Here is a 21,584-nt window from a genome sequence, read left to right as displayed (position 1 = left end):
CAAGAGTCCACATCGACGGGGAGGTTTGGCACCTCGATGTCGGCTCATCGCATCCTGGGGCTGTAGTCGGTCCCAAGGGTTGGGCTGTTCGCCCATTAAAGCGGTACGCGAGCTGGGTTCAGAACGTCGTGAGACAGTTCGGTCCCTATCCGTCGCGGGCGCAGGAAATTTGAGAGGAGCTGTCCTTAGTACGAGAGGACCGGGATGGACACACCGCTGGTGTACCAGTTGTCTTGCCAAAGGCATCGCTGGGTAGCTATGTGTGGACGGGATAAATGCTGAAAGCATCTAAGCATGAAGCCCCCCTCGAGATGAGATTTCCCATTACGCAAGTAAGTAAGATCCCTCAAAGATGATGAGGTGGATAGGTCTGGTGTGGAAGCATGGCGACATGTGGAGCTGACAGATACTAATCGATCGAGGACTTAACCAAAACAAAAAAGCGGAGACGACCGTTTTGATGCGACAAGCATAAGGCGAATCGGCGGAGTGGCGGTTTCTGCCACGCAGACGAGTTGACTTATGACCTCGAGCATCAGGGAGTCGAAGCTGGATTAGAAGCGGAAGCGCCGCAAGGCGGTCTTGAAAACACAATGTCTGTTTTATCCAGTTTTGAGTGAGCAATTTTAATTGAAATTAACGCTTGCTTCTACAATCCGAGTGTGATATAATAATACTTGTGTTGTGAAAAAGTCTGGTGATGAAGGCGAAGAGGTCACACCCGTTCCCATACCGAACACGGAAGTTAAGTTCTTCAGCGCCGATGGTAGTAGGGGGCTTCCCCCTGTGAGAGTAGGACGTCGCCGGGCTTTCACTTTCGAGTGAAACACTTGATTTGAACAAATACCAGTTATTCCGCAGTAGCTCAGTGGTAGAGCAATCGGCTGTTAACCGATCGGTCGTAGGTTCGAGTCCTACCTGCGGAGCCATAATGGAGAGCTGTCCGAGTGGCCGAAGGAGCACGATTGGAAATCGTGTATACGCTAACCGCGTATCAAGGGTTCAAATCCCTTGCTCTCCGCCAGTTATCTTATTAGTTCCAATACGGCCCCTTGGTCAAGCGGTTAAGACACCGCCCTTTCACGGCGGTAACACGGGTTCGAATCCCGTAGGGGTCACCATCTTTAAAATTATAATGCGAAGTTTATTGCGACTCCTGTGAAATTGGGAGAAGCGAGGGAACGAGGAAGCGATTGAGAGAAGGAAGGAGCGTACTTGCGTACGTAACTGATTGATCGAATGAAGCTTATCGCAATTTCACCCGGAGGATTAGCTCAGCTGGGAGAGCATCTGCCTTACAAGCAGAGGGTCGGCGGTTCGAGCCCGTCATCCTCCACCATAACACTTCTATTGCAAGTTCATCTTGCATACAGTAAACAACGAGCTTGAAAGCTCAAATGCAATACTAATAATATTATCGCGGGGTGGAGCAAAGCGTTATACGAAGATGACGATTTGTAGGAATTCCTGAAAGGAAATCCATAACCTTGCAAAGAAGTAAACTTGAGCGTGAAAGCTCGATGTGACAGTAGTATTATTATCGCGGGGTGGAGCAGTGGCAGCTCGTCGGGCTCATAACCCGAAGGTCGCAGGTTCAAATCCTGCCCCCGCAACCAAATGGTCCCGTGGTGTAGCGGTTAACATGCCTGCCTGTCACGCAGGAGATCGCCGGTTCGATCCCGGTCGGGACCGCCATTTTTTCTGAAACATCATCTGGTTCAGTAGCTCAGTCGGTAGAGCAAAGGACTGAAAATCCTTGTGTCGGCGGTTCGATTCCGTCCTGAACCACCTTTCATCTTGCCGGTGTAGCTCAATTGGTAGAGCAACTGACTTGTAATCAGTAGGTTGAGGGTTCAATTCCTTTCGCCGGCACCATAACCCTTTGGTGGGGTAGCGAAGTGGCTAAACGCGGCGGACTGTAAATCCGCTCCCTCCGGGTTCGGCGGTTCGAATCCGTCCCCCACCACCATCTTTACAGGGGCATAGTTTAACGGTAGAATAGAGGTCTCCAAAACCTTTGGTGTGGGTTCGATTCCTACTGCCCCTGCCATTTCACATATGTGTCTCGGTGAACTGAATATTTTATTATGGCGGTCGTGGCGAAGTGGTTAACGCATCGGATTGTGGTTCCGACATTCGGGGGTTCGATTCCCCTCGGTCGCCCCTTTTTACTTTTGGGGTATAGCCAAGCGGTAAGGCAACGGACTTTGACTCCGTCATTCGTTGGTTCGAATCCAGCTACCCCAGTTTTAAGCGGAAGTAGTTCAGTGGTAGAATACGACCTTGCCAAGGTCGGGGTCGCGGGTTCGAATCCCGTCTTCCGCTCCACTTATTCTACGGCGGCATAGCCAAGCGGTAAGGCACGGGTCTGCAACACCCTTACCACCGGTTCGATTCCGGTTGCCGCCTCCAATCTATGTTTTCCGTTATTGTGTTATCGTAATGCCCGAGTGGTGGAATGGCAGACACGTCGCACTCAAAATGCGATGCCGCGAGGCGTGCCGGTTCAAGTCCGGCCTCGGGTATCTTGCAAAAGGACAACTTCGGTTGTTCTTTTTTTTATGTTCTGGTATCCGCAGGTGTCCGCAAAGCAGAGAGCCCAGCTGCTGTTCAGCAGTCAGGCTCTTGCATTTTTCTTCAGTCTTTTCAATCGATCAGCTGATTGCTGGATACGACCGGCAGCCGCATGATCGGTGTCTCTTTGTCGATGATGTAGGCTGCCGCCTCTCCGCCGTTGATGCTTGTGTACATTTTTCCACATGCTTCTGTCAGCTTCCGGGCCTCTTCCGACGGCATCCCCGGGCGCACGTACAGCACCTGAATGATTTCTGCTGCGTCTTGTGTGATAGCGGTTCGTACAGAATCCACATACGGGCTGCCGAATGGGCTGTATTGGTCGTGGAGTATGATCAGCTTGTGCAGCGAATTGTATCTTCCATTCAATCCTTCATACCCATCGGCTTCATGGCCGACTGACACACGGATATCGCCTACCAGCTCACTTGCATCATATATCCCGGCAGGAATCCCATACTGCAGGCTGAACAGATTATTCAGATCGACTGCACTGGAGTGGCTTTCCAAAAAGTTCTGGCTGCGGACTCTTCTGTATAGGGCTTCTGCTGACGGTCTGTGTCGGTTTGGATCCGCCCCGAACGCTCTCCAACTATCACGCCACTCCGAAAGCCCCTTAATGTCTGTCAGCGGTCGTTCTTCCAATTCGAAAAACAATTGCTCCTGGAATAACTGGAGCCGCCCTTTCAGCATTTGAGGAGAATCGGAGACGGTTGTTTTGTTATAATGGAGTATACCGAGCTTAAAGCCGGGAACCTTTTCAAAAATAGAGGATGCTATTTCAAATTTCATATAATCCCCCTGTTCATATTTTTCTCAAGCTTATCATATTGGAGGTGGCAACTGGTGAATATCGCTCAACTGCAGCGCGACCTGACCGCATACGCAGACGAGATTGGTGTCGATAAAATCGGATTTACGACAGCCGCTCCTTTTCGGGAATTGAAAAATCGGCTGAAACGTCAGCAGGCATTGAACTACCAATCCGGTTTTGAGGAACCGGATATCGAAAAACGGACTGAGCCGTCCTTGCTGCTGGAACAGGCGGAGAGTATCATCTCGATTGCTGTCGCGTATCCGTCCAAGCTTGCAGATGCTCCAAAAGGAAAGAAAGGGGAGCGGCGGGGGATGTTCTGCCGTGCTTCCTGGGGGACCGACTACCATCTTGTCTTGCGCGAGAAGCTGTCCCTGCTCGAAGCTTTTCTGCATGAACGTCTGCCTGGCGTCAAAACCCGCTCCATGGTGGATACGGGCGAACTGGCGGACCGGGCTGTCGCTGAGCGGGCAGGTCTCGGCTGGTCGGCGAAAAACTGCTCGATCATCACCCCCGAATTCGGTTCCTACGTCTATCTGGGTGAGATGATCACGAATCTGCCGTTTGCACCTGACCTGCCGATGGAAGACCAATGCGGCGATTGTACACTCTGTCTCGATGCGTGTCCGACTGGTGCGCTTATCCAGGGAGGGCAGCTCAATGCACAGCGCTGCATCGCCTTCCTTACGCAGACCAAGCAGCCTGTCCCTGAGGAATTCAGGAAAGAGATCGGCAACCGGATCTATGGATGCGACACCTGCCAGACCGTCTGTCCGAAGAACAAACGTAAGTATAATTTGGACCAGGATTCCTTCGTGCCTGAACCGGATCTCGTCAAGCCGCTGCTCCAGCCTCTGCTGAAATTGTCCAATCGGCAGTTCAAGGAGACATTCGGGCATATGTCAGGTTCGTGGCGGGGAAAGAACCCGATCCAGCGGAATGCTATCCTGGCGCTCGCCCATTTCAAGGAAACCGCTGCTGTTCCGGAACTTGCGGAGCTGCTGCATGGAGACCCACGGCCGATGATCCGAGGGGCCGCCGCATGGGCTCTCGGAGAAATCGGAACGGATGAGGGGTACACCGCGCTGGACGAGTCGCTTCACACAGAAAACGACTCTTCGGTGTGCGAAGAGATTGAAGAGGCGCTCCGCAAGCTTGCAGCACAATCTGAAAAGGAAGTGAAACGATGACCATACATGTTGCATTATTTGAACCGCTCATCCCTGCCAACACAGGTAACATCGCACGTACATGTGCAGGGACAGGGGCGAAACTGCATCTGATCGAACCGCTCGGCTTCTCCACAGACGATAAGATGCTAAAGCGTGCAGGACTCGATTACTGGGAGCATGTCGATATCACCTATCACGGCAGTATCGATGGCTTGTTCCGCCAGTACCCGGATGCTGATTTCTATTTCATCACCAAGTTCGGGGAACAGACGTATTCCGATTTCGATTTCTCGGGAAGCACAAGGGATATCTTCTTCGTCTTCGGGAAGGAGACGACGGGACTTCCTGATGAAGTGACGGCGGCGCACAAGGATACATGCCTCCGCATACCGATGAATGACCACATCCGATCGCTGAACCTCTCGAACACAGCAGCCATCTTGGTCTATGAAGCGCTGCGGCAGCAGCAATACCCCGGATTACACTAAAAAAAGGATGCAGCCCCGGGGGACTGCATCCTTTTTATGTGTTATTTTTTCACCTTGCCTGGCTTGTCTTCGTACCCGCCTGTGAAGATTGCGGAAAGGAATGCGAAGCAGACACCCATGATTAAGATTAGTCTCATCAGATACCCTCCTGTTGGATCACTTGTTCTTTCCCCATTATACCGGAACAGGAGCGAAAAAGAAATGACCGGCCCGAAAAATTGTGTCATCTCCTTGACGATGCGGCTGCATTTGCTTTTCCTCCAGTCCGCCGAAGTGGTAGGATATCAGTGAGACGAAAAGGAGGAAGGACGATGACTTCAATGTATACAGAGACGAAGCAGCTGAGGAACGGAGTCGACATGCCGAGATTCGGTCTTGGTGTTTACAAAATGACAGACCCTGAAAAAACAGTGAAAGCAATCACCTTTGCCTTGAAGAACGGCTATCGGGCAATCGACACGGCGGCCGTCTATGAGAATGAGCGGGAAACCGGGGAGGCGATCCGTGCAGCGGGCATCAATCGCAGCGAACTGTTCATCACCTCGAAAGTCTGGAATACCGATCAGGGCTATGACCAGACGCTCCGTGCTTTCGAAACTTCCCTTAAAAAGCTTGACCTTGACTATTTGGACTTGTATCTGACGCACTGGCCAGTCCCAGAGACTTATGTGGATACATACCGTGCCATCGAGCGGCTCTACGAAGAGAAGCTGATTCGTGTGCCCGGGGTGTCGAACCACCACGTCCGCCATCTGGATGAACTGAAACTGACGGCAAATGTGCAGCCGATGGTCAATCAGGTCGAGCTGCATCCGCTTCTCACACAGATTCCTCTGCGCGATTATTGCCTGGATAATGGAATTGCGATAACGTCCTGGTCGCCGCTTGCAAGAGGACAGCTGCTCGAGAACACAGTACTGAACGAAATCGGCAGACGGCACGGGAAGACGGCTGCACAAGTGATCATCCGCTGGCATCTGCAGCATGATCTGATCGTCATCCCGAAGTCGATCACACCGGAACGGATTTTGGAGAACAGCCAGATCGGGGATTTCCGGCTGACGGATGAAGAGATGACTGCAATCGACGGACTGAACCGGAACGAACGGACAGGAACGGATCCCGATTCACTCGGATAATACAAAAAGACGGCATGGATTCGGTTCCATGCCGTCTTTTGCTATGGCTCAGTTATCAATCGAGATCGACAGTTTTTCCGCGGTGAGCGGATGGACGAACGATGTTTCCGCAGCGGTCAGGCGGTATGTACCGTCCGGAAGTGACTTGGCGCCATATAGATTATCGCCCACTACAGGGTGCCCGAGATGGGCCATATGGACGCGGATCTGATGTGTCCGGCCAGTATCGAGTTCTGCCTGGATGATCGTGGAAACCTCTTTGCGCTCAAGAACATTGAAATGGGTGACCGCAGATTGGCCGGACATGGAAACACGTCTGCGCGAAGCATGATGGCGGTCGCGTCCGATCGGCAAGTTGACGGTTCCTTTCGTCTTCTTCAGCCGTCCCTCGAGTTCTGCGTGGTAGGTCCGGTGGATATCATTTTCCGCAAGCATCCTGTCAAACATCGCTTTTGCAATCGGGTGTTTTGCAATGAGGATGATACCGCTCGTCCCTTTATCGAGCCGCTGGATGTGTTCGGCATACGTGCCGCCATCCTCCTGGATCTGTTCCATCACGGCGTTCATGAGCGTGGGTCCGCTGGCTGTGTTGTCCGGATGGACAGGGATTCCGGCAGGTTTGAAGACTGCCATGTAATGTGCGTCCTCCTGCAGTACACGGACTTCCGGCACGTCCATCGGTTCATACTCCGACACTGCATCGGGCAGCCGGAAGGTGAGCACTGTTCCTGCTGCGAGCGGGGTGCGCCAGACTGCCGCTTCCCCGGAAGCAAGCGTCACGCCATTGGTCATCCGCAGCTCGTGGATATTTTTCTTGCCGGCACGCCAGTCATCCCGAAGGAGCTGTTCGAGCGTCCGGCCGTCTTCCGGTACAGTATAGTGGAAGATGATCATTTATACGCCTCTTTCCGAATGGTTAATTTCCATAATACGTATTGAAGAATTCATGGATATTTTCTTCCGGCTGGAGTCCGACAAGACGTCCGACCTCTTTGCCGTTTTCGTATTGGACGAGAGCCGGCCATTGGTCGATCCCATACTTATCCTTCGCCTGCTGCCCGAATTCCAGCATGTTGTACTGATTCACTTTCACGCCTTCTTCTTTTGCGATGGGCATGAGAATCGGTGTCATTTCCATGCAATAGTGACACTCGGGGTGGAAGAAGTAGACCGTCGTCGGTTCGCCGGACTGGATTTTCTTATCCACCACGTCAGGGAGCACGATGCTGTCGTAGTTTTCATTGCCGATCAGGTCGATTGTCGATTTCTCGAGATCATCCGTCCCGTACGGGTTATCCTGCAGCTTGGATTTGTTCGATGCATTGGTCAGCGCGATGATCGCCACAAAAAATACGACGACGATTCCGCCGATGATCAGAAGTTTCTTCAAGTCAGTTACGCTCCTTCGATTGTTTTAGCATGAGCACACTCGTGATGAATATGAGGGTGAACGCCGTCAGCGCCATGAAAGGGATAGTGATGAACCCCAGCTGATTCACATATTGGGCTGTACAAGGCACATCTCCGCACGTACCGCCATGCTCCTGCAGCAGCGTGATCTTCTGCAGTGCATAATGATAGCCTGACAGCAGACCGCCGATCAGGCTGAAGACAGCTGTCGTCAGTGCAATCCCGCTGTTCTTCTGGAAAAGGGCGATCCCCGCAATCAATACAAGGGGGTACATAAGGATTCGCTGATACCAGCAATACAAGCATGGGATGTAGCCTTTCACCTCAGAATAATAGAGTGAGCCAGCAGTTGCGACAAGCGCAACTGTCCATATGAATACCAGCCGGTTTTCCTGTCGTTTGTCCATGAGTTCTCTCCTTCCGCGCTTATCCGTTCTCAATTATAATGGGAAAGTATAATTTAAGCCATTCTGCGGCATGATTATCAGAAAAACGGGTACTAAGGATAAGGAGGTGATTTGTGTTGAGCGAGGAATTTGATTTATCGCCATTTGAAATGAGTATGATTGTCCGTCAGATGCAGCTGACGGATATACCGGAAATACTTGAAATGCAGAAAGTCTGCTTCCCGGGGATGGAACCTTGGGAGACGGAACATCTGGAAAGCCACTTATCGGTTTTCCCGGAAGGCCAGTTCGTAGCGGAGCTTGACGGCAGCATCATCGGATCGTGTTCGAGCCTGATCGTCAATTTCGCGGAATACGATGACCGCCATACGTGGGATGATATCTCGGACAATGGCTACATAACGAACCACAATCCGGAAGGCTATAACTTATACGGCATCGAAGTGATGGTGCATCCGGAATACAGAAGAATGCGGGTCGGGGAACGGCTGTATGAGGCAAGGAAAGAACTGGCGCGCCAGCTGAACCTGAAATCGATCATCATCGGCGGCCGCATTCCGAATTATCACAAGCATGCCGATGAAATGTCACCGCGTGAATACGTGAATGCCGTCGCCCGTCACAAAATCTATGATCCGGTCCTGACGTTCCAGCTCATGAACGACTTCACACTGATGCGCATCAATCCGAACTATCTGCCGGATGATCAGGCATCGAAGCGGTATGCGACGCTGATGGAATGGAACAACATCGATTACAAGGCAGTGAGCAAACGGCACTACAAGACGAGCTATCCGGTCCGGATCTGCGTCGTCCAATATCTGATGCGTAAAATATCCTGTTTCGATGAGCTTGCATCGCAAGTGGAATACTTCGTACGGGTGGCGGCTGACGCCAACTCGGACTTCGTTGTGTTCCCGGAAATCTTCACGACGCAGCTCATGTCATTCCTCGATGAGCCGTCCGCCAGCCAGTCGGTCCGCAAAATCTCGGAATACACCGAGGAGTATATCGAGCTCTTCAACGGGCTGTCCGTCCGATATAATGTCAACATCATCGGCGGCTCGCACTTCGTGGAAGAAGAGGACGAGGAAATTTACAATATTTCCTACCTGTTCCGCCGGGACGGGTCGATCGACAAGCAGTATAAGATTCACATTACGCCGAATGAGAAGAAGTACTGGGGCATCAGCGCGGGGGATTCCGTCCGGGTGTTCGATACGGATTGCGGCAAGATTGCCATCCAGGTCTGCTACGACATCGAGTTTCCGGAACTGGCCCGTATCGCTACGGAAAAAGGTGCCAATATCATCTTCACGCCGTTCTGTACGGAAGACCGCCAAGGTTATTTGCGTGTCCGATACTGCGCACAGGCGCGCGCTGTGGAAAACCAGATCTATACGGTCATTTCGGGCACAGTCGGAAACCTGCCGCAGGCCGTCAATATGGACATCCAGTATGCACAGTCGGCAATTTTCGCGCCGTCCGATTTTGAATTTGCCCGTGACGGGATCGTCGGGGAAACGAACGCCAATCTGGAGACGGTGCTGATCGGCGACGTGGACTTGGAAGTGCTGAAACGTCAGCGGCAGGAAGGGACCGTCAAACAGCTGAAGGACCGCCGGCATGACGTGTACCGGGTTGAATACTTCGCCAAGAATCCGGAGCAATGAAAAAACGGCTGCAGACTCATGAGGGCTGCTGAAAAAGTCTCATGAAAGCTGGAACATCCTCGGTAAGGTTGATTTCCGCTGCAGGCGGACGCTTTCCGCGGGCACGGCTCCAGCCGCTTCCCTCGCTGCGCTCAGTCCAGGGTCTTCCGCGCGTGCTGTTCCCGCAGGAGTCGCCGCCTTCCGCTCCAATCAACGGGAAACGGGCTGACGCAAGGGGCTGTCTCCATAGTTGTAGTAAACTTGAAACGGACCCCAAACTCAGGGAGCAGAGAAAACAAGGTACGGAGCAGTGAAAAGACGTTCGGTGGGTCAAATTCGACTCACCGAACGTCTTTTTTTGTGAACGCTGCACCGCATAAAAATTAGTCGTGCGTTTTTCAACGGACTCGACTCATGCCTGCAGTTTTTTTCTATTACAATAGATTCAACACGAAATCTGTTGATTTCCGCTACGAGCGGCCGCTTTCCCGGGGGGGGCACGGCTTCAGCCAAACGAATCGCGACAAGGGTTCGCTTGGCCGTATTTCTGCGTACTTTGCAGAAATTCAGACAGCCTTGCTCATAACACTTCGCTTTTATTCGCCGCTCTCCTCTCCGATCAACAAGTGTCTTTTATGACTAGATGAGGTGATGGATATGATGAAGAAGAAACAAGTCAATGAACGAAAACAGATGGAAATCTTGGCGGTCGAGCAATTGGTTCCACCAAATCATTTGGTTCGCAAACTGGATGCAGCGATTGATTTTTCGTTCATCTGTCCATTGGTCGAGAACTTGTACTCCGATGTGGGACGGACGAGCGTCGATCCGGTTGAACGTGTTTTTGCGGATGCGAAAGAGAAGCATGGAATGCAATGGACAGACCTGAAGGGCCTTAAAAAATTGTCCATGTAGGCGATGCCATCTTTTGGCGTCCAAAATTTGAAGAAACTCGCCAGGTGGACATGAAGTCCACTTGATAACAAAGATGCCCACACATATCCAGTGTTCTGCGGGGAATTGAGTTGATCGGAGTGCAGGGCGGCGACTCCTGGGGGATCAGCGCAGCGCGAAGACCCCACAGGAGCAAAGCGACGAGGAGGCTGAGGGCAAGCCCCCCCCGGAAAGCGTCCGCCCGGAACGGAGATCAACGGCGTTTGACTACTTGCTGATTTACACGTACAAAACCAAAAGGGTTGGAAATCTTTTCGATTTCCAACCCTTTTGTCAGCCGTTTTACTTGATGATCAGTCTTCCGTATCTTCTGTGTCCGGATCATTTTCATCCGGTACAAGTTTTTCCGCTTCCAAATACAGGATATGATGGCCTTCCACGTCTTTCACGGAGAACTCATAGCCCTGCTCGATGATCTTTTCTCCCGGAATCGCTTCGAATCGCTGGGACATGAACCAGCCGCCGATCGTATCGATATCTTCTTCATCGATGTCAATGCCGAGTGTCGTATTGACGTTTTCCAGCAGCATTTTGGCATCCAGGATGTAATGGTTCTCTCCGATGACCTGGACATCCGGAAGCTCATCTTTGTCGAACTCGTCCTGAATCTCCCCGACGATCTCCTCCAGAATATCTTCGATGGTCACCAAGCCCGATGTCCCGCCATATTCATCCATAAGGATTGCCATGTGGATGCGTTCCCGCTGGATTTTCAGCAGAAGGTCCCCGATTGCCATCGTTTCAATGACACGGATGATCGGCTGCATGTAGGCAACAACCGGAAGTTCACCGTTTTTCGGGTTTTTGATATAGGCGGTGAGCAGGTGCTTCATGTTGATTAGCCCGATGACGTGGTCCTTGTCACCGTCGATGACCGGATAGCGTGTGAATTGCTCAACGCCTTCCGTGTTGAACAGCTCTTTCGCGGTCATCTCTTTGTCGATCGACATCATTTCGGTCCGGGGCACCATGATCTCTTTTGCGACCCGGTCGTCGAATTCGAAAATTCTATTCACATACTTGTATTCGGACTGGTTGATCTCTCCGCTCTTGAGGCTGTCGGACAGAATCATCCGCAGCTCTTCTTCCGTATGGGCGACGTCTGCTTCGGACATCGGTTGGAAGCCGAACAGCCGTGTCACAAACCGAGAACTGAGGTTCATGAGCTTGATGACCGGATACATTGTCCGGTAGAAGATGATGAGCGGCATGGCCAATGACAGTGTGATCCGCTCCGCCTTCTGGATTGCGACTGTCTTCGGTGCCAGTTCCCCGACAACTACGTGGAGGAACGTCACAATGATCAGAGCGATGGCGAAGGACAGAAATGCGGTCAGGCTGTGAGACAGGGCCAAGTGATCGAAAACAGGCGCGAACAGCAGGGCGACGGTCGGTTCACCGAGCATACCGAGCCCGAGCGCAGTGATCGTAATACCGAGCTGGCAGGCAGACAGATAGTCGTCCAGGTTGGTCACGACGCGCTGGGCGTTGATCGCTCTTTTATTTCCTTCAAGAGCGAGCTGGTCGATCCGTGTCATCCGCACTTTCACTATTGCAAACTCAGCTGCCACGAAAAAGGCAGTGAGGGCGATCAAGGCAGCAAATGCTGCCAAGCGTATGGGAATATCCAAATAGGTGCTTTGTTCCATGCCGAACAAGGGGGGAACAAAGCGTACACCTCCTGTGGTTTAAAATAGGGTAGTTGATTCAATAATAAGGTAAAAGGGCGTGGATTTCAATGAATTTTCCTTCCAAACGGTTTTCCTGCTGCTATATGAGAAAATTTTCAAAAGATTAAAAGAAACTATTGACAATAGTGAAAAAAGCATGATAATCTGAAAACATTCGAAATCCGAAAGAAAGGGGTGCCTGACATGATGACAGCCGAAAAGAAAACGCGCCGCCAATTTCAAGCACCCCCTTTTGGACGATTGCCTGTTCCGCATTCTCTTTAGCGGAAAGGATGGACGGAGGGGCATGATCCCGATTCAGACGCGTGCTGCTGAAAATGCGGGCACGTGTCTTTTTTTCTGTCTTCAATTGGATGTCCTCACGCGTCAGCGTGGTGCATAGAAATGATGACGAGAGGAGCGTTATGGATGTGATTCAGATCGAAAAAGCAATGAAAGCGGAACAAACTGAGAAAAAAGAGACAGGTGATGGCGGATAGCCGGATGTTTCAAAGAAAGGTCGTAGAAAAGTATGTTTTCGGTATTAGGGAAATTAGGATGGTTTTTCAAAGAGAATAAAATGCGTTACACAGTAGCATTGCTGCTGCTGATCATGACGAGTGTATTTGCGATTGTTCCCCCATGGATCATCGGGAAGGCGATCGACGGAATCCACCTGAATACGATGACCCCGCACTTGCTGTGGACGTACATCGGCATTCTGCTTGTAATCACCGTCATCGGCTATATCGGCGATTTCGTCTGGCAGTATCAGCTGTTCGGCGGCGCGAATGTCATTGAACGGAAGCTGCGGGGCAATCTCATGCGCCATTTTCTTAAGATGACGCCTTCGTTCTATCAGCGGAATAAGACGGGCGATCTGATGGCCCGTTCGACGAATGACCTTCAGGCGATTTCGGAGACTGCGGGATTCGGTATTATGACGCTGATCGACTCGACGGTCTATCTGTTCACACTCATCGTCATGATGGGGTTCGCCGTCTCATGGAAACTGACGCTCGCAGCAATCCTGCCGCTGCCGATCCTCGCCTATCTCATGCAGGTGCTCGGCAAACGGATCCATCTGAAATTCGTGACGGCGCAGCGTGCATTCGGCGATTTAAACGATGACGTGCTCGAAGCTGTGGCGGGTGTCCGTGTCGTCAGAGCTTATGTACAGGAACGTGCTGAAGAGCAGCGCTTTGCGGATGCGACGGAAGATGTCTATAAGAAAAATATGGATGTCGAGCGGATTGACGCTCTGTTCACACCGATTTCCAAGATCATGACGTCGATGTCCTACATTATCGGTCTTGGCTACGGAGCTTATCTCGTCTCGGTCGGCGATATCACTCTCGGGGGTCTTGTCACCTTCAACGTCTATCTCGGCATGATCGTCTGGCCGATGTTTGCGATCGGGGAACTGATCAACGTCATGCAGCGGGGGAACGCATCGCTCGACCGTGTCCAGGAGACGCTCGATGCTGTTGAAGATGTACGTGATCCGTCAATGCCTGTGCAGATGGAACGACCGGGCATGGTCGGTTTCAGTGATGTGAGCTTCAGCTATCCTACGTCCGAACGGAAGAATCTGGATCAGATCCGTCTCCAGCTCGGCGGCGGCCAGACACTCGGCATCGTCGGTAAAACAGGCAGCGGCAAGACGACGTTCGTCAAACAGCTGCTGCGTGAGTATCCGGCGGGCGAAGGGCTGCTGACGTTCGACGGCAGACGGCTCGATGATATGACCAAAGAGCAGGTGAGGAACTGGGTGGGCTACGTCCCGCAGGACCATGTGCTGTTCTCCCGTTCCGTGCGTGACAATATCCTGTTCGGGAAGCCGGATGCAACGGAAGCGGATATTGCGGAGGCGATCCGCCTTGCCCATTTCGAAAAGGATCTGGAAATGCTGCCGGAAGGGCTTGGAACGCTTGTCGGTGAAAAAGGCGTGGCCCTGTCAGGCGGCCAGAAGCAGAGGATTTCGATTGCCCGGGCTCTCGTGAAAAATCCGGAAATCCTCATCTTGGATGATTCACTGTCGGCCGTCGATGCCAAGACGGAAACCAGGATTATTGAAAACATCCAGAACGAGCGGAGCGGGAAGACGACAATCATTACGACACACAGACTGTCCGCCGTCCAGCATGCAGACCGCATCATCGTGCTTGAAAACGGCCGTGTCACCGAAGAAGGCACACATGAAGAACTGCTTGAACAGAATGGCTGGTACAAGGAACAATATGACCGGCAGCAGATTGGAGGTGACGAGTCATGACAACCGGTAAACGGCTCGTCCACTATGCATTGCAATTCAAAGGGTACTTCATCGGCGGCATGGCGCTGCTCGCCGTCGCGGTAGGCGCCGACCTGCTCGGGCCGATCATCGCGAAGCAGATCATCGATAACCATATCGCAGGCTCGGATTCCGGGGGCATCGACTTCTCTCCGATTGCGAAACTGCTCGTCATCTTCTTTGCCCTCGCCGTCGTGACGGCAATATTCCGCTACGGTCAGTACATCATGCTGCAGGCGACCGCGAACCGGATCGTGCAGAAGATGCGGAATGAGCTGTACCGGCACATCCAGACACTGCCGATCAGCTACTTCGATAATCTGCCTGCCGGAAAAGTGGTGGCACGTGTGACGAACGACACGGAAGCGATCCGCCATCTGTATGTGACAGTCGTCTCGCAGTTCGCGATCAGCGGCATGTACATTATCGGGATCTATATCGCCCTGTTCAGCCTGGATGCCAAAATGGGTGCCATCCTGCTGTTCGTCCTGCCGCTGCTCTATGTCTGGATGATTCTGTACCGGAAATTCGCCTCCAAGGTGAACCATGTCATCCGCTCGAAAGTGAGCGACATGAACGGGATGATCAATGAGTCCATCAACGGGATGACGATCATCCAGGCGTTCGGACGGGAAAAGCAGATGGAAGAGGAATTCGAGGAACTGAATACGACGCATTACAATTATCAGACGAAACTGCTGAAAGTCGAAGCGGCCACCTCACACAACCTGGTCAACACGATCCGGTCGCTGACGTTCGTCATCTTCATCTGGTATTTCGCTGGCGCATCATTTTCTGCGGGCAGTGTCATTTCTGTCGGGATGCTGTATGCATTCGTGGATTATATCACCCGGCTGTTCAACCCGGTGACGGGAATCGTCAACCAGTTTGCACGTCTTGAGCACTCGCTGGTTGCGGCGGAGCGTGTATTCCAGCTGATGGACCGTGCGGGAGAGCCGGTCAGCGACGAACGGATGGAACGTTATCAAGGGAATGTCGCCTTCGAAGACGTCTGGTTCGCCTATAAGGAAAATGAGTACGTGCTGAAAGATATCAATTTCGAAGCGAAGCGGGGAGAGACGGTCGCCCTGGTCGGACATACAGGATCAGGGAAGAGCTCGATCATGAACCTGCTGTTCCGCTTCTACGACCCGGTGAAAGGGAAGATCCTGATCGACGGGCAGGACATCACTGCGCTTCCGCGGCAGACTGTCCGCAGCCACATGGGGATCGTCCTGCAAGATCCGTACCTGTTTACAGGCACTGTCGAGTCCAACATCAGCCTGCGGGACCCGCGTATCACCCGGGATGCTGTCCAGGAAGCGCTCGATGCGGTCGGCGGCGAACGTGTGCTGGAACATCTGCCGGGCGGCATCGACGAGCCGGTCGTAGAGAAGGGCAGTACGCTGTCGAGCGGACAGCGCCAGCTCATCTCCTTCGCGCGTGCACTTGCATTCGATCCGGCCATCCTCATACTGGATGAAGCCACTTCGAACATCGATACCGAAACCGAGGAAATCATCCAGCATGCAATGGATGTCCTGAAGAAGGGCCGGACGACGTTCATCATCGCCCACCGCCTGTCGACCATCAAAAATGCCGACCGCATCCTCGTGCTTGACCGCGGAGAGATCAAAGAAAGCGGAACCCACGACGAATTGGTTGCATTGGACGGTCAATATGCCCAGATGTATAAACTGCAATCGGGCATTTCCGTTTCGTAACTTGAATATGCAGTGAACCGTACTGCCCCGAATCATCCTACAGATGGTTCGGGGCAGTTTTTTCGTTTCATGAGTTTCTGAGGATTGTATGAAAAAGATTGCCAAGCGGCAGAAAAAAACATATATTTAGAGTATCGAAATGTTTTGACAAGAAAGTAGGGCATCTTTTGAATCTCATCAAGGACTGGGTCCAGACGATTTCATCCTTTAATCGCAATATCAAAAATTTCCTGCTGGCGAATGTATTCATCCAGATCGGTCTTGGCGTGTTCATGGTCATGTATAACTTGTACATCCGGGAACTCGGCATGCCGGAAACGGTCAACGGGAAGGTCATTTCCATGACAGCTCTTGCGACGGCTGTCATGCTTGTGCCGGCCGGTTTCCTGAGTGACCGGTTCGGCAGGAAGTGGCTCATAGCCGGAGGGACCGCCCTTGCGATGGCCACGCTGTTCCTGCGGAGTGCCGCTGTTTTGGAAGGGCCGATCGTCTTCGCTTCCCTGCTGACGGGAGTGTTCATGGCATTTGTCCAGGTGTCTGGAATTCCGTTTCTTGCAGAGAACTCGTCGCCGTCCGAACGGGTCAAGCTGTTCAGCATACAATTCGCACTCGTGACGGTCGCACAAGTGGCAGGGAGCCTGGCGGGAGGATTGCTCGCGGATGCGCTGGAACTGCTTTTCAAGATGGAGACGGTCGATGCGATCCGCTGGTCGCTGTATATCGGTGCAGGAATCTTTGCGCTCGGACTGCCCCCGCTGTTCGCCCTGAAAGATCGGCCGCCTGTGCCTGTGCAGGTCCGTGATGAGGCCGGGACAGCACCCGCTGATGCGGCCGCCGACAGTTTCAAACGGAATTTTACGCTCATCCTCCATTTCTCATTCGCAGGACTGCTGATCGGTCTCGGCTCAGGGCTCGTCGTCCCTTATTTGAACTTGTACTTCGCCAACCGGTTCCATGCGTCCAATTCGACGATCGGACTTGTGCTGTCACTCGGTGCTGCCATGACGGCGGTGGCGGCGATGATCGGTCCCATACTGGTCAAGAAGGTGGGCAAAGTGAAAGCGCTCATCATTTTTCAGCTGCTGTCGATTCCGTTCCTCCTGCTCACAGCCTTCACGAATTCACTGCTGTTCGCATCGCTCGGTTTCCTGCTCCGGCAGGCACTCATGAATGCCGGCAATCCGATCCAGAGTGCCATCGCCATGGAACTGGTGACCGATAAGTACCGGGGGCTCGCAAATTCCATGAACCAGACGGTATTCCAGCTCGGCTGGGCATCGATGGGCCCGATTGCCACGGGTCTCGTAGTGGCGCAGGGGTTCTATTGGGGATATGCCGTCGCATTTTCCATCACGGCAGGTCTGTATGTCGTTTCATCCATCTACTATTACATTGTGATCGGCAAGCAGGACTTATCCGCCGAATGAAAAAAAGATGTCCGGGCAGTCAATTGACTGTTCGGGCATCTTTGCATGGAAGCGTTTCAGCGCTTCGGCTGTGTTTCTTTCCAGGCGTTCTGCTCGTCCGGAACCCGGCTCTTGTCCTCGAAGACATTCTCCGTTTTCTGATCCTCGACGTGCAGCTGGGTCTTTTCTTTCTTCAGCTGATCAGGTGTTTTGCCATCCATCCTGCATCCCTCCGTAACTGGTGATCGGACGTAGTATGGATCCCGCGCCAGCTATTATTCATATACATGGAAAATCATCAGTTCATGGACCATCTTCTTCACTTTATCCTCATCATCCGGTATGCTGCCTGTCCACCGGATCGTTCCGTCGGGAAGATAGTCGCCGGTGTAGCGATCCGGGCCCAGGTGGAAGGAGAAAGTCCATCCCGGAAGCTGTCCGCCTGCAAACATCGGCTGGACTTTGAAGTGCTGAAGCATATCCATCGCCTCCTTTCATGATTCAAAGATTTTAGGCATACAGTAACTGCAAAAGGGGACAGGAGGGCAGTACATGTTCGTTGCCAAACTGAAATCGGCCATCCATGAGGAATACAAAGCGTATTTCCTATACCGGTCGCTGTACGATACAGTCGAGAAGCCGATGTGGAAAGACTTCATCCGCCATATGTATGAAGACGAAAAAAGCCACTATGAGATGTTCCAGCAGCTCCATTATATGCTGACCGGCAGTTATGTTGCCAATCCGAAACGTCCGGCTCCCTGCTATGACGTCAAAGCATGCGTCCAGCAGGCGCTTCTTGATGAACTGGAAGCAGTTGAAACCTATAAGGAGATGCTGCTGTCCATACCGATCCAGGACGCCTATAACCCGCTGTTCATCGCCATGCAGGATGAGATGGAGCACGCGATCCGGCTGTCGGTCATCTACAATGGACTTCAGTGAACAAGTAAAAACCGTCCTCGCAGGAAGGACGGTTCGAAAAAAGAACTATATATAATGCATTGAAATGAATTCCTGAGGCCAATCAGAAAGTCATCGTTCAGTAGACAGCATGCTGCCAAAGGACTGCACGAAGAATATGTTGGAAGATCGGTCAGGAGGACATTACTATAAGCCCTGTGTTATCCTCCTGCTGCATGAGTAAAGATCTGCCGGCAAAACAACTATAGCACTAAAACGGGGAGGTGTAAATATCCGGGGTGCTGGGAATGTATACTGGCCGCTCCAGGCTTTTCCTCTCACTCGTGCTGCATATCGGACAGCAGGCTGCTGAAGTAATGGACGGCTTCCAGCATCCTCGGACCGTACCAGAACATCTCGCCGTCTACTGGGAGAATCAGGGAATGCGGCAGGATCTCCTGAAATTCCTTGATGTGCTTCTGCTTGAATGGATACGGCTCGGAAGCCAAAAGGACTACTGAAGGATCCAGGTCTTGGATGTCTTTCGGCTCAAGTGCCGGATAACGCCCGAGAAATCGTGCCGCAGCATTCGTGAAGCCGAGGTGCTCCAGAACCGACTGGATGTATGTCGTCCTCCCGGCAGCCATATACGGCTTCTTCCAGATGACATAGAGCACGTCACCTGATACGGTTCCTTCCAGCGCTTGGAATCCTGCTTTCGCCTTCTCTGCCAGCTGCCGACCTTCGGGCAGACGGCCGGTTATATCGCCGATGTCTATCATCATCCGATAGGCGTCTTCGATGGACTGTACTTCCGCCACGTAGACAGGCACATGCGGTTCAAGCGTTTCCACCATTTCTTTCGTATTCTCTTCCTTCTCGGCGATGATCAGATCGGGTTGCAATTCCAGGATCCGATCGAGTTTCAGATCTTTCGTCCCGGCCACCGCCGGAACGTCCAGCACATCCGGAGAAGGGTGGATGCAGAACCGGGTGCGTCCCGCCGTTTCATCCGCCAGTCCGAGTGCGAACAGGGTGTCCGTCACAGCAGGACATAGGGACACGATCCGCTTCGGCGGGTATGTATACGTGACCGTCCGGCCGAGTGCGTCCGTAACTGTCCGCTCCATGCAATCATCCTTTCAGCTTAAAGTAGTGGCAGCAGTCTGCCTGAATGGCATTTCCATACGAAACGGCAACATGCCAATACGGCGCTGCATTTAACTCATGACCTCTATGTCACTTCCATCGTACAGGAAACACAGATGGAATTCATCCGCCGCACCCTGAGCTGTCCGGCCCTAACGATTGGGCGGAAAGCGCTGTTCTGGTATACTGGATGAAACTGAACAGAAAAAGGTGAGGCAATGGATTTTCTATGGGTACTGCTGTTCATGGCGCTGATCGGGGCACTGATCGGCGGCTTTACAAACCACCTGGCGATCAAGATGCTGTTCCGTCCGCATGAAGCGAAATATATAGGCAAGTGGCATATCCCCTTCACACCGGGTCTCATTCCGAAACGCCGGGATGAACTGGCTGTCCAGCTCGGCAAGACGGTCACAAATTATCTGCTGACGCCGGAAACGTTCCGGAAACGCCTGCTGACACCTGAAATGGCGAAGAAGACCGAGACGTTCCTGCAAGGTAAATTGGAGAAGGAGATTCTCTTGTCGGACAGGACGCTCGCGGACTGGCTGGAACTCGGCGGCGTGCACGGAATGGAACGGAAGATCGACCAAAAGGCCGGTCAGCTGATCGATGAACGGTTCCAGGCGGTCAAGACGGCTGTATTGTCCGGAACAGTTGAGGAGACAGTCCCGGCCAAGTGGCTGGAGCAGGCGGAAGAGCATATCCCGTCACTCACTTCCTACATACTCGGAAGGGCGGACGGCTTTGTGGACAGCTATGAAGGCAAGGTGATGTTCCAGCGGCTGATCACGGATTTCCTTGAATCGAAAGGAACGCTCGGCGGCATGGTCAAAATGCTGTTCGGCGATTCGAATTCGCTGGTTGAGAAGGTGCAGCGGGAAGCGAGGAAGTTCATCGCCGCACCTGGGACGACGCAGTTGATCGAAACGATGCTGACGAATGAATGGACTAAGCTGAAACAGCGTCCGATGGCAGAACTCGCTGGCGGGTTCGACTGGGAAGGGCTCGGCACATCCCTGCGCAATTATGCGCTGGATGAGCTGGATGCAGCCGGCCGTCTGGCACAGCCGATCCGCCATTATTGGGCGGACGGGGCTGCCTGGACCGCAGAACATCTTACACCGCAGCTCGTCGAGTTCGCGTTTGCACAGGCGGAAGTCCAGCTCGAGCAGTCCTTGAAGAGATTGAAACTCGACCAGATCGTCAAAGAACAGGTCGATACGTTCCCGGTAGCCGTCCTCGAGGATCTTGTGCTCGGCATCTCGAGACGGGAGTTCAAAATGATCACTGTCCTTGGTGCACTGCTCGGCGGTATCATTGGAATTGTACAAGGACTCATTGTATACTTTACCAATCTGACGTAATCATTTAGGGGGAATTGAACATGGCAGTCAACATCTATGACGACATCAACACATTGGAAAGCTCACTTCGCGCAACAGACGAATTTGAAGGCGTGAAAGAAGCGATCGAGCGCGTAAAACAAGATAAGCAAGCATTGGAACTGTTCCGTAATTTCCGTGAGATCCAGATGACGCTCCAGCAGAAGCAGATGGCAGGGGAAGAGATCCAGCCGGACGAATTGGAGCACGCGCAGAAGACGGCGCAGCTGTCCCAGCAGAACCCGAAGATCATGGAAATGCTTGAAGCGGAGATGAAATTGAGCGGTATCATCGATGAAATCAACCGCATCCTCATGAAACCTGTGCAGGACCTGTACGAAACAATGAATTGATGCAAAAAACCAGCCGGACAGGCTGGTTTTTTGTTTTCCGGATTTGCTATACTGAGTGACAGAGAAGACCGGCACGGACTGCCGGAGAAAG

The 21,584-nt window shown here is 52.5% G+C and carries 20 protein-coding genes, 15 tRNA genes, 1 rRNA gene and 1 other annotated feature (1 of these 37 running past the window's edge); of the genes, 27 read left to right on the top strand and 9 right to left on the bottom strand.

From position 1 onward, the window contains the following. Window positions 1-421, top strand: a sequence feature (23S ribosomal RNA rRNA prediction is too short) (it extends 448 nt beyond the left edge of the window). Window positions 422-693: 272 nt separating this feature from the next. The 16 genes from rrf (at window position 694) to BN1190_RS04450 (ending at window position 2,525) form a co-directional block, all read left to right on the top strand. Next, window positions 694-809 (top strand): 5S ribosomal RNA (gene rrf / locus BN1190_RS04525). Between the two features lie 45 nt (window positions 810-854). Then, window positions 855-929 (top strand) — tRNA-Asn (locus BN1190_RS04520). A 4-nt stretch (window positions 930-933) separates the two neighbouring features. Next, a tRNA-Ser gene (locus tag BN1190_RS04515) sits at window positions 934-1,024 on the top strand. A gap of 22 nt (window positions 1,025-1,046) precedes the next feature. Further along, window positions 1,047-1,121, top strand: a tRNA-Glu gene (locus BN1190_RS04510). A gap of 142 nt (window positions 1,122-1,263) precedes the next feature. Next, window positions 1,264-1,339 (top strand) — tRNA-Val (locus tag BN1190_RS04505). A 202-nt stretch (window positions 1,340-1,541) separates the two neighbouring features. Beyond that, window positions 1,542-1,616 (top strand) — tRNA-Met (locus BN1190_RS04500). A 3-nt stretch (window positions 1,617-1,619) separates the two neighbouring features. Further along, window positions 1,620-1,695 (top strand) — tRNA-Asp (locus BN1190_RS04495). A gap of 20 nt (window positions 1,696-1,715) precedes the next feature. Next, window positions 1,716-1,788, top strand: a tRNA-Phe gene (locus BN1190_RS04490). An 11-nt stretch (window positions 1,789-1,799) separates the two neighbouring features. Beyond that, window positions 1,800-1,875, top strand: a tRNA-Thr gene (locus BN1190_RS04485). Window positions 1,876-1,884: 9 nt separating this feature from the next. Then, a tRNA-Tyr gene (locus BN1190_RS04480) sits at window positions 1,885-1,969 on the top strand. Window positions 1,970-1,976: 7 nt separating this feature from the next. Continuing rightward, window positions 1,977-2,050: transfer RNA gene (locus tag BN1190_RS04475), tRNA-Trp, on the top strand. Between the two features lie 40 nt (window positions 2,051-2,090). Beyond that, window positions 2,091-2,163 (top strand) — tRNA-His (locus BN1190_RS04470). 12 nt (window positions 2,164-2,175) lie between these two features. After that, window positions 2,176-2,247 (top strand) — tRNA-Gln (locus BN1190_RS04465). A gap of 6 nt (window positions 2,248-2,253) precedes the next feature. Next, window positions 2,254-2,328: transfer RNA gene (locus BN1190_RS04460), tRNA-Gly, on the top strand. A 10-nt stretch (window positions 2,329-2,338) separates the two neighbouring features. Continuing rightward, window positions 2,339-2,412 (top strand) — tRNA-Cys (locus BN1190_RS04455). A 32-nt stretch (window positions 2,413-2,444) separates the two neighbouring features. Further along, window positions 2,445-2,525, top strand: a tRNA-Leu gene (locus BN1190_RS04450). A 121-nt stretch (window positions 2,526-2,646) separates the two neighbouring features. On the opposite strand, the gene BN1190_RS04445 is transcribed toward BN1190_RS04450, so the two are convergent. Further along, window positions 2,647-3,366, bottom strand: coding sequence for a B3/B4 domain-containing protein (locus BN1190_RS04445; protein WP_040285820.1), 720 nt, complete (start codon window positions 3,364-3,366; stop codon window positions 2,647-2,649). A 54-nt stretch (window positions 3,367-3,420) separates the two neighbouring features. Here BN1190_RS04445 and queG point away from each other — a divergent pair, with 54 nt between their 5' ends. The 3 genes from queG (at window position 3,421) to BN1190_RS04430 (ending at window position 6,187) form a co-directional block, all read left to right on the top strand. Continuing rightward, window positions 3,421-4,578, top strand: a complete 1,158-nt coding sequence (queG, locus tag BN1190_RS04440; RefSeq protein WP_040285819.1) for a tRNA epoxyqueuosine(34) reductase QueG — start codon at window positions 3,421-3,423, stop codon at window positions 4,576-4,578. After that, window positions 4,575-5,048 carry a tRNA (uridine(34)/cytosine(34)/5-carboxymethylaminomethyluridine(34)-2'-O)-methyltransferase TrmL gene (gene trmL, locus BN1190_RS04435; RefSeq protein ID WP_040285818.1) on the top strand — a complete coding sequence of 158 codons (474 nt, stop codon included), beginning with the start codon at window positions 4,575-4,577 and terminating at the stop codon, window positions 5,046-5,048. The genes queG and trmL overlap by 4 nt, the downstream gene beginning before the upstream one ends. Window positions 5,049-5,359: 311 nt before the next feature. Then, window positions 5,360-6,187: an aldo/keto reductase gene (locus BN1190_RS04430; RefSeq protein WP_040285817.1), complete on the top strand. Its 828-nt coding sequence runs from the start codon at window positions 5,360-5,362 to the stop codon at window positions 6,185-6,187. Between the two features lie 48 nt (window positions 6,188-6,235). Here the strand turns inward: BN1190_RS04430 and BN1190_RS04425 are convergent, their stop codons facing one another. The 3 genes from BN1190_RS04425 to BN1190_RS04415 are packed head-to-tail and all read right to left on the bottom strand — an operon-like array spanning window position 6,236 to window position 8,004. Next, complete coding sequence (locus BN1190_RS04425; protein ID WP_040285816.1) at window positions 6,236-7,081, bottom strand: RluA family pseudouridine synthase; 846 nt, start codon at window positions 7,079-7,081, stop codon at window positions 6,236-6,238. Between the two features lie 22 nt (window positions 7,082-7,103). Next, a complete protein-coding gene (locus tag BN1190_RS04420; protein ID WP_040285815.1) occupies window positions 7,104-7,577 on the bottom strand; it encodes a thioredoxin family protein in 474 nt (157 codons plus the stop codon). Window position 7,578: 1 nt separating this feature from the next. Continuing rightward, complete coding sequence (locus BN1190_RS04415; RefSeq protein ID WP_040285814.1) at window positions 7,579-8,004, bottom strand: disulfide oxidoreductase; 426 nt, start codon at window positions 8,002-8,004, stop codon at window positions 7,579-7,581. A 116-nt stretch (window positions 8,005-8,120) separates the two neighbouring features. Between BN1190_RS04415 and BN1190_RS04410 the strand changes: the two genes are divergently transcribed. Together BN1190_RS04410 and BN1190_RS04405 are read left to right on the top strand one after the other, a co-directional pair. Further along, entirely contained in the window at window positions 8,121-9,677 is a 1,557-nt protein-coding gene (locus BN1190_RS04410) for a carbon-nitrogen hydrolase family protein (protein ID WP_040285813.1), read from the top strand. 636 nt (window positions 9,678-10,313) lie between these two features. After that, window positions 10,314-10,571 (top strand): hypothetical protein, encoded by a 258-nt coding sequence (locus tag BN1190_RS04405; protein WP_052461684.1) that lies wholly within the window; start codon window positions 10,314-10,316, stop codon window positions 10,569-10,571. A 332-nt stretch (window positions 10,572-10,903) separates the two neighbouring features. Here the strand turns inward: BN1190_RS04405 and BN1190_RS04400 are convergent, their stop codons facing one another. Next, a complete protein-coding gene (locus tag BN1190_RS04400) occupies window positions 10,904-12,259 on the bottom strand; it encodes a hemolysin family protein (protein WP_040285812.1) in 1,356 nt (451 codons plus the stop codon). Window positions 12,260-12,404: 145 nt separating this feature from the next. Then, a complete protein-coding gene (locus BN1190_RS14810; RefSeq protein ID WP_144036069.1) occupies window positions 12,405-12,650 on the bottom strand; it encodes a hypothetical protein in 246 nt (81 codons plus the stop codon). A gap of 162 nt (window positions 12,651-12,812) precedes the next feature. Between BN1190_RS14810 and BN1190_RS04395 the strand changes: the two genes are divergently transcribed. From BN1190_RS04395 to BN1190_RS04385, 3 genes are all read left to right on the top strand, one after another. Then, window positions 12,813-14,555 carry an ABC transporter ATP-binding protein gene (locus BN1190_RS04395; protein WP_040285811.1) on the top strand — a complete coding sequence of 581 codons (1,743 nt, stop codon included), beginning with the start codon at window positions 12,813-12,815 and terminating at the stop codon, window positions 14,553-14,555. Continuing rightward, complete coding sequence (locus BN1190_RS04390) at window positions 14,552-16,297, top strand: ABC transporter ATP-binding protein (RefSeq protein WP_040285810.1); 1,746 nt, start codon at window positions 14,552-14,554, stop codon at window positions 16,295-16,297. Before BN1190_RS04395 ends, BN1190_RS04390 begins: the two co-directional genes overlap by 4 nt. A gap of 167 nt (window positions 16,298-16,464) precedes the next feature. Continuing rightward, window positions 16,465-17,724, top strand: coding sequence for an MFS transporter (locus BN1190_RS04385; protein ID WP_052461683.1), 1,260 nt, complete (start codon window positions 16,465-16,467; stop codon window positions 17,722-17,724). Between the two features lie 56 nt (window positions 17,725-17,780). Here the strand turns inward: BN1190_RS04385 and BN1190_RS14985 are convergent, their stop codons facing one another. Together BN1190_RS14985 and BN1190_RS04380 are read right to left on the bottom strand one after the other, a co-directional pair. Next, window positions 17,781-17,924: a hypothetical protein gene (locus tag BN1190_RS14985; RefSeq protein WP_179860748.1), complete on the bottom strand. Its 144-nt coding sequence runs from the start codon at window positions 17,922-17,924 to the stop codon at window positions 17,781-17,783. 54 nt (window positions 17,925-17,978) lie between these two features. Further along, a complete protein-coding gene (locus tag BN1190_RS04380) occupies window positions 17,979-18,182 on the bottom strand; it encodes a DUF5342 family protein (RefSeq protein WP_040285809.1) in 204 nt (67 codons plus the stop codon). Window positions 18,183-18,255: 73 nt separating this feature from the next. Between BN1190_RS04380 and BN1190_RS04375 the strand changes: the two genes are divergently transcribed. After that, on the top strand, window positions 18,256-18,648 hold the full coding sequence (locus tag BN1190_RS04375) for a ferritin family protein (RefSeq protein WP_040285808.1): 393 nt from the start codon (window positions 18,256-18,258) through the stop codon (window positions 18,646-18,648). 296 nt (window positions 18,649-18,944) lie between these two features. On the opposite strand, the gene BN1190_RS04370 is transcribed toward BN1190_RS04375, so the two are convergent. Further along, window positions 18,945-19,736 carry an ABC transporter substrate-binding protein gene (locus BN1190_RS04370; RefSeq protein WP_040285807.1) on the bottom strand — a complete coding sequence of 264 codons (792 nt, stop codon included), beginning with the start codon at window positions 19,734-19,736 and terminating at the stop codon, window positions 18,945-18,947. A 237-nt stretch (window positions 19,737-19,973) separates the two neighbouring features. On the opposite strand from BN1190_RS04370, the gene BN1190_RS04365 reads away from it, so the two are divergent. Both BN1190_RS04365 and BN1190_RS04360 read left to right on the top strand, forming a co-directional pair. Then, window positions 19,974-21,122: a DUF445 domain-containing protein gene (locus BN1190_RS04365; protein WP_040285806.1), complete on the top strand. Its 1,149-nt coding sequence runs from the start codon at window positions 19,974-19,976 to the stop codon at window positions 21,120-21,122. A 20-nt stretch (window positions 21,123-21,142) separates the two neighbouring features. Continuing rightward, window positions 21,143-21,493 (top strand): YlbF family regulator, encoded by a 351-nt coding sequence (locus BN1190_RS04360; RefSeq protein WP_040285805.1) that lies wholly within the window; start codon window positions 21,143-21,145, stop codon window positions 21,491-21,493. The last annotated feature ends 91 nt before the right edge of the window (window positions 21,494-21,584 follow it).

It is taken from the genome of Sporosarcina koreensis (assembly GCF_000826145.2).
Lineage (GTDB): Bacteria > Bacillota > Bacilli > Bacillales_A > Planococcaceae > Sporosarcina > Sporosarcina trichiuri.
The sequence above is the reverse complement of the archived record's forward strand: the minus strand, read 5'-3'. Positions and strand labels throughout refer to the sequence as shown.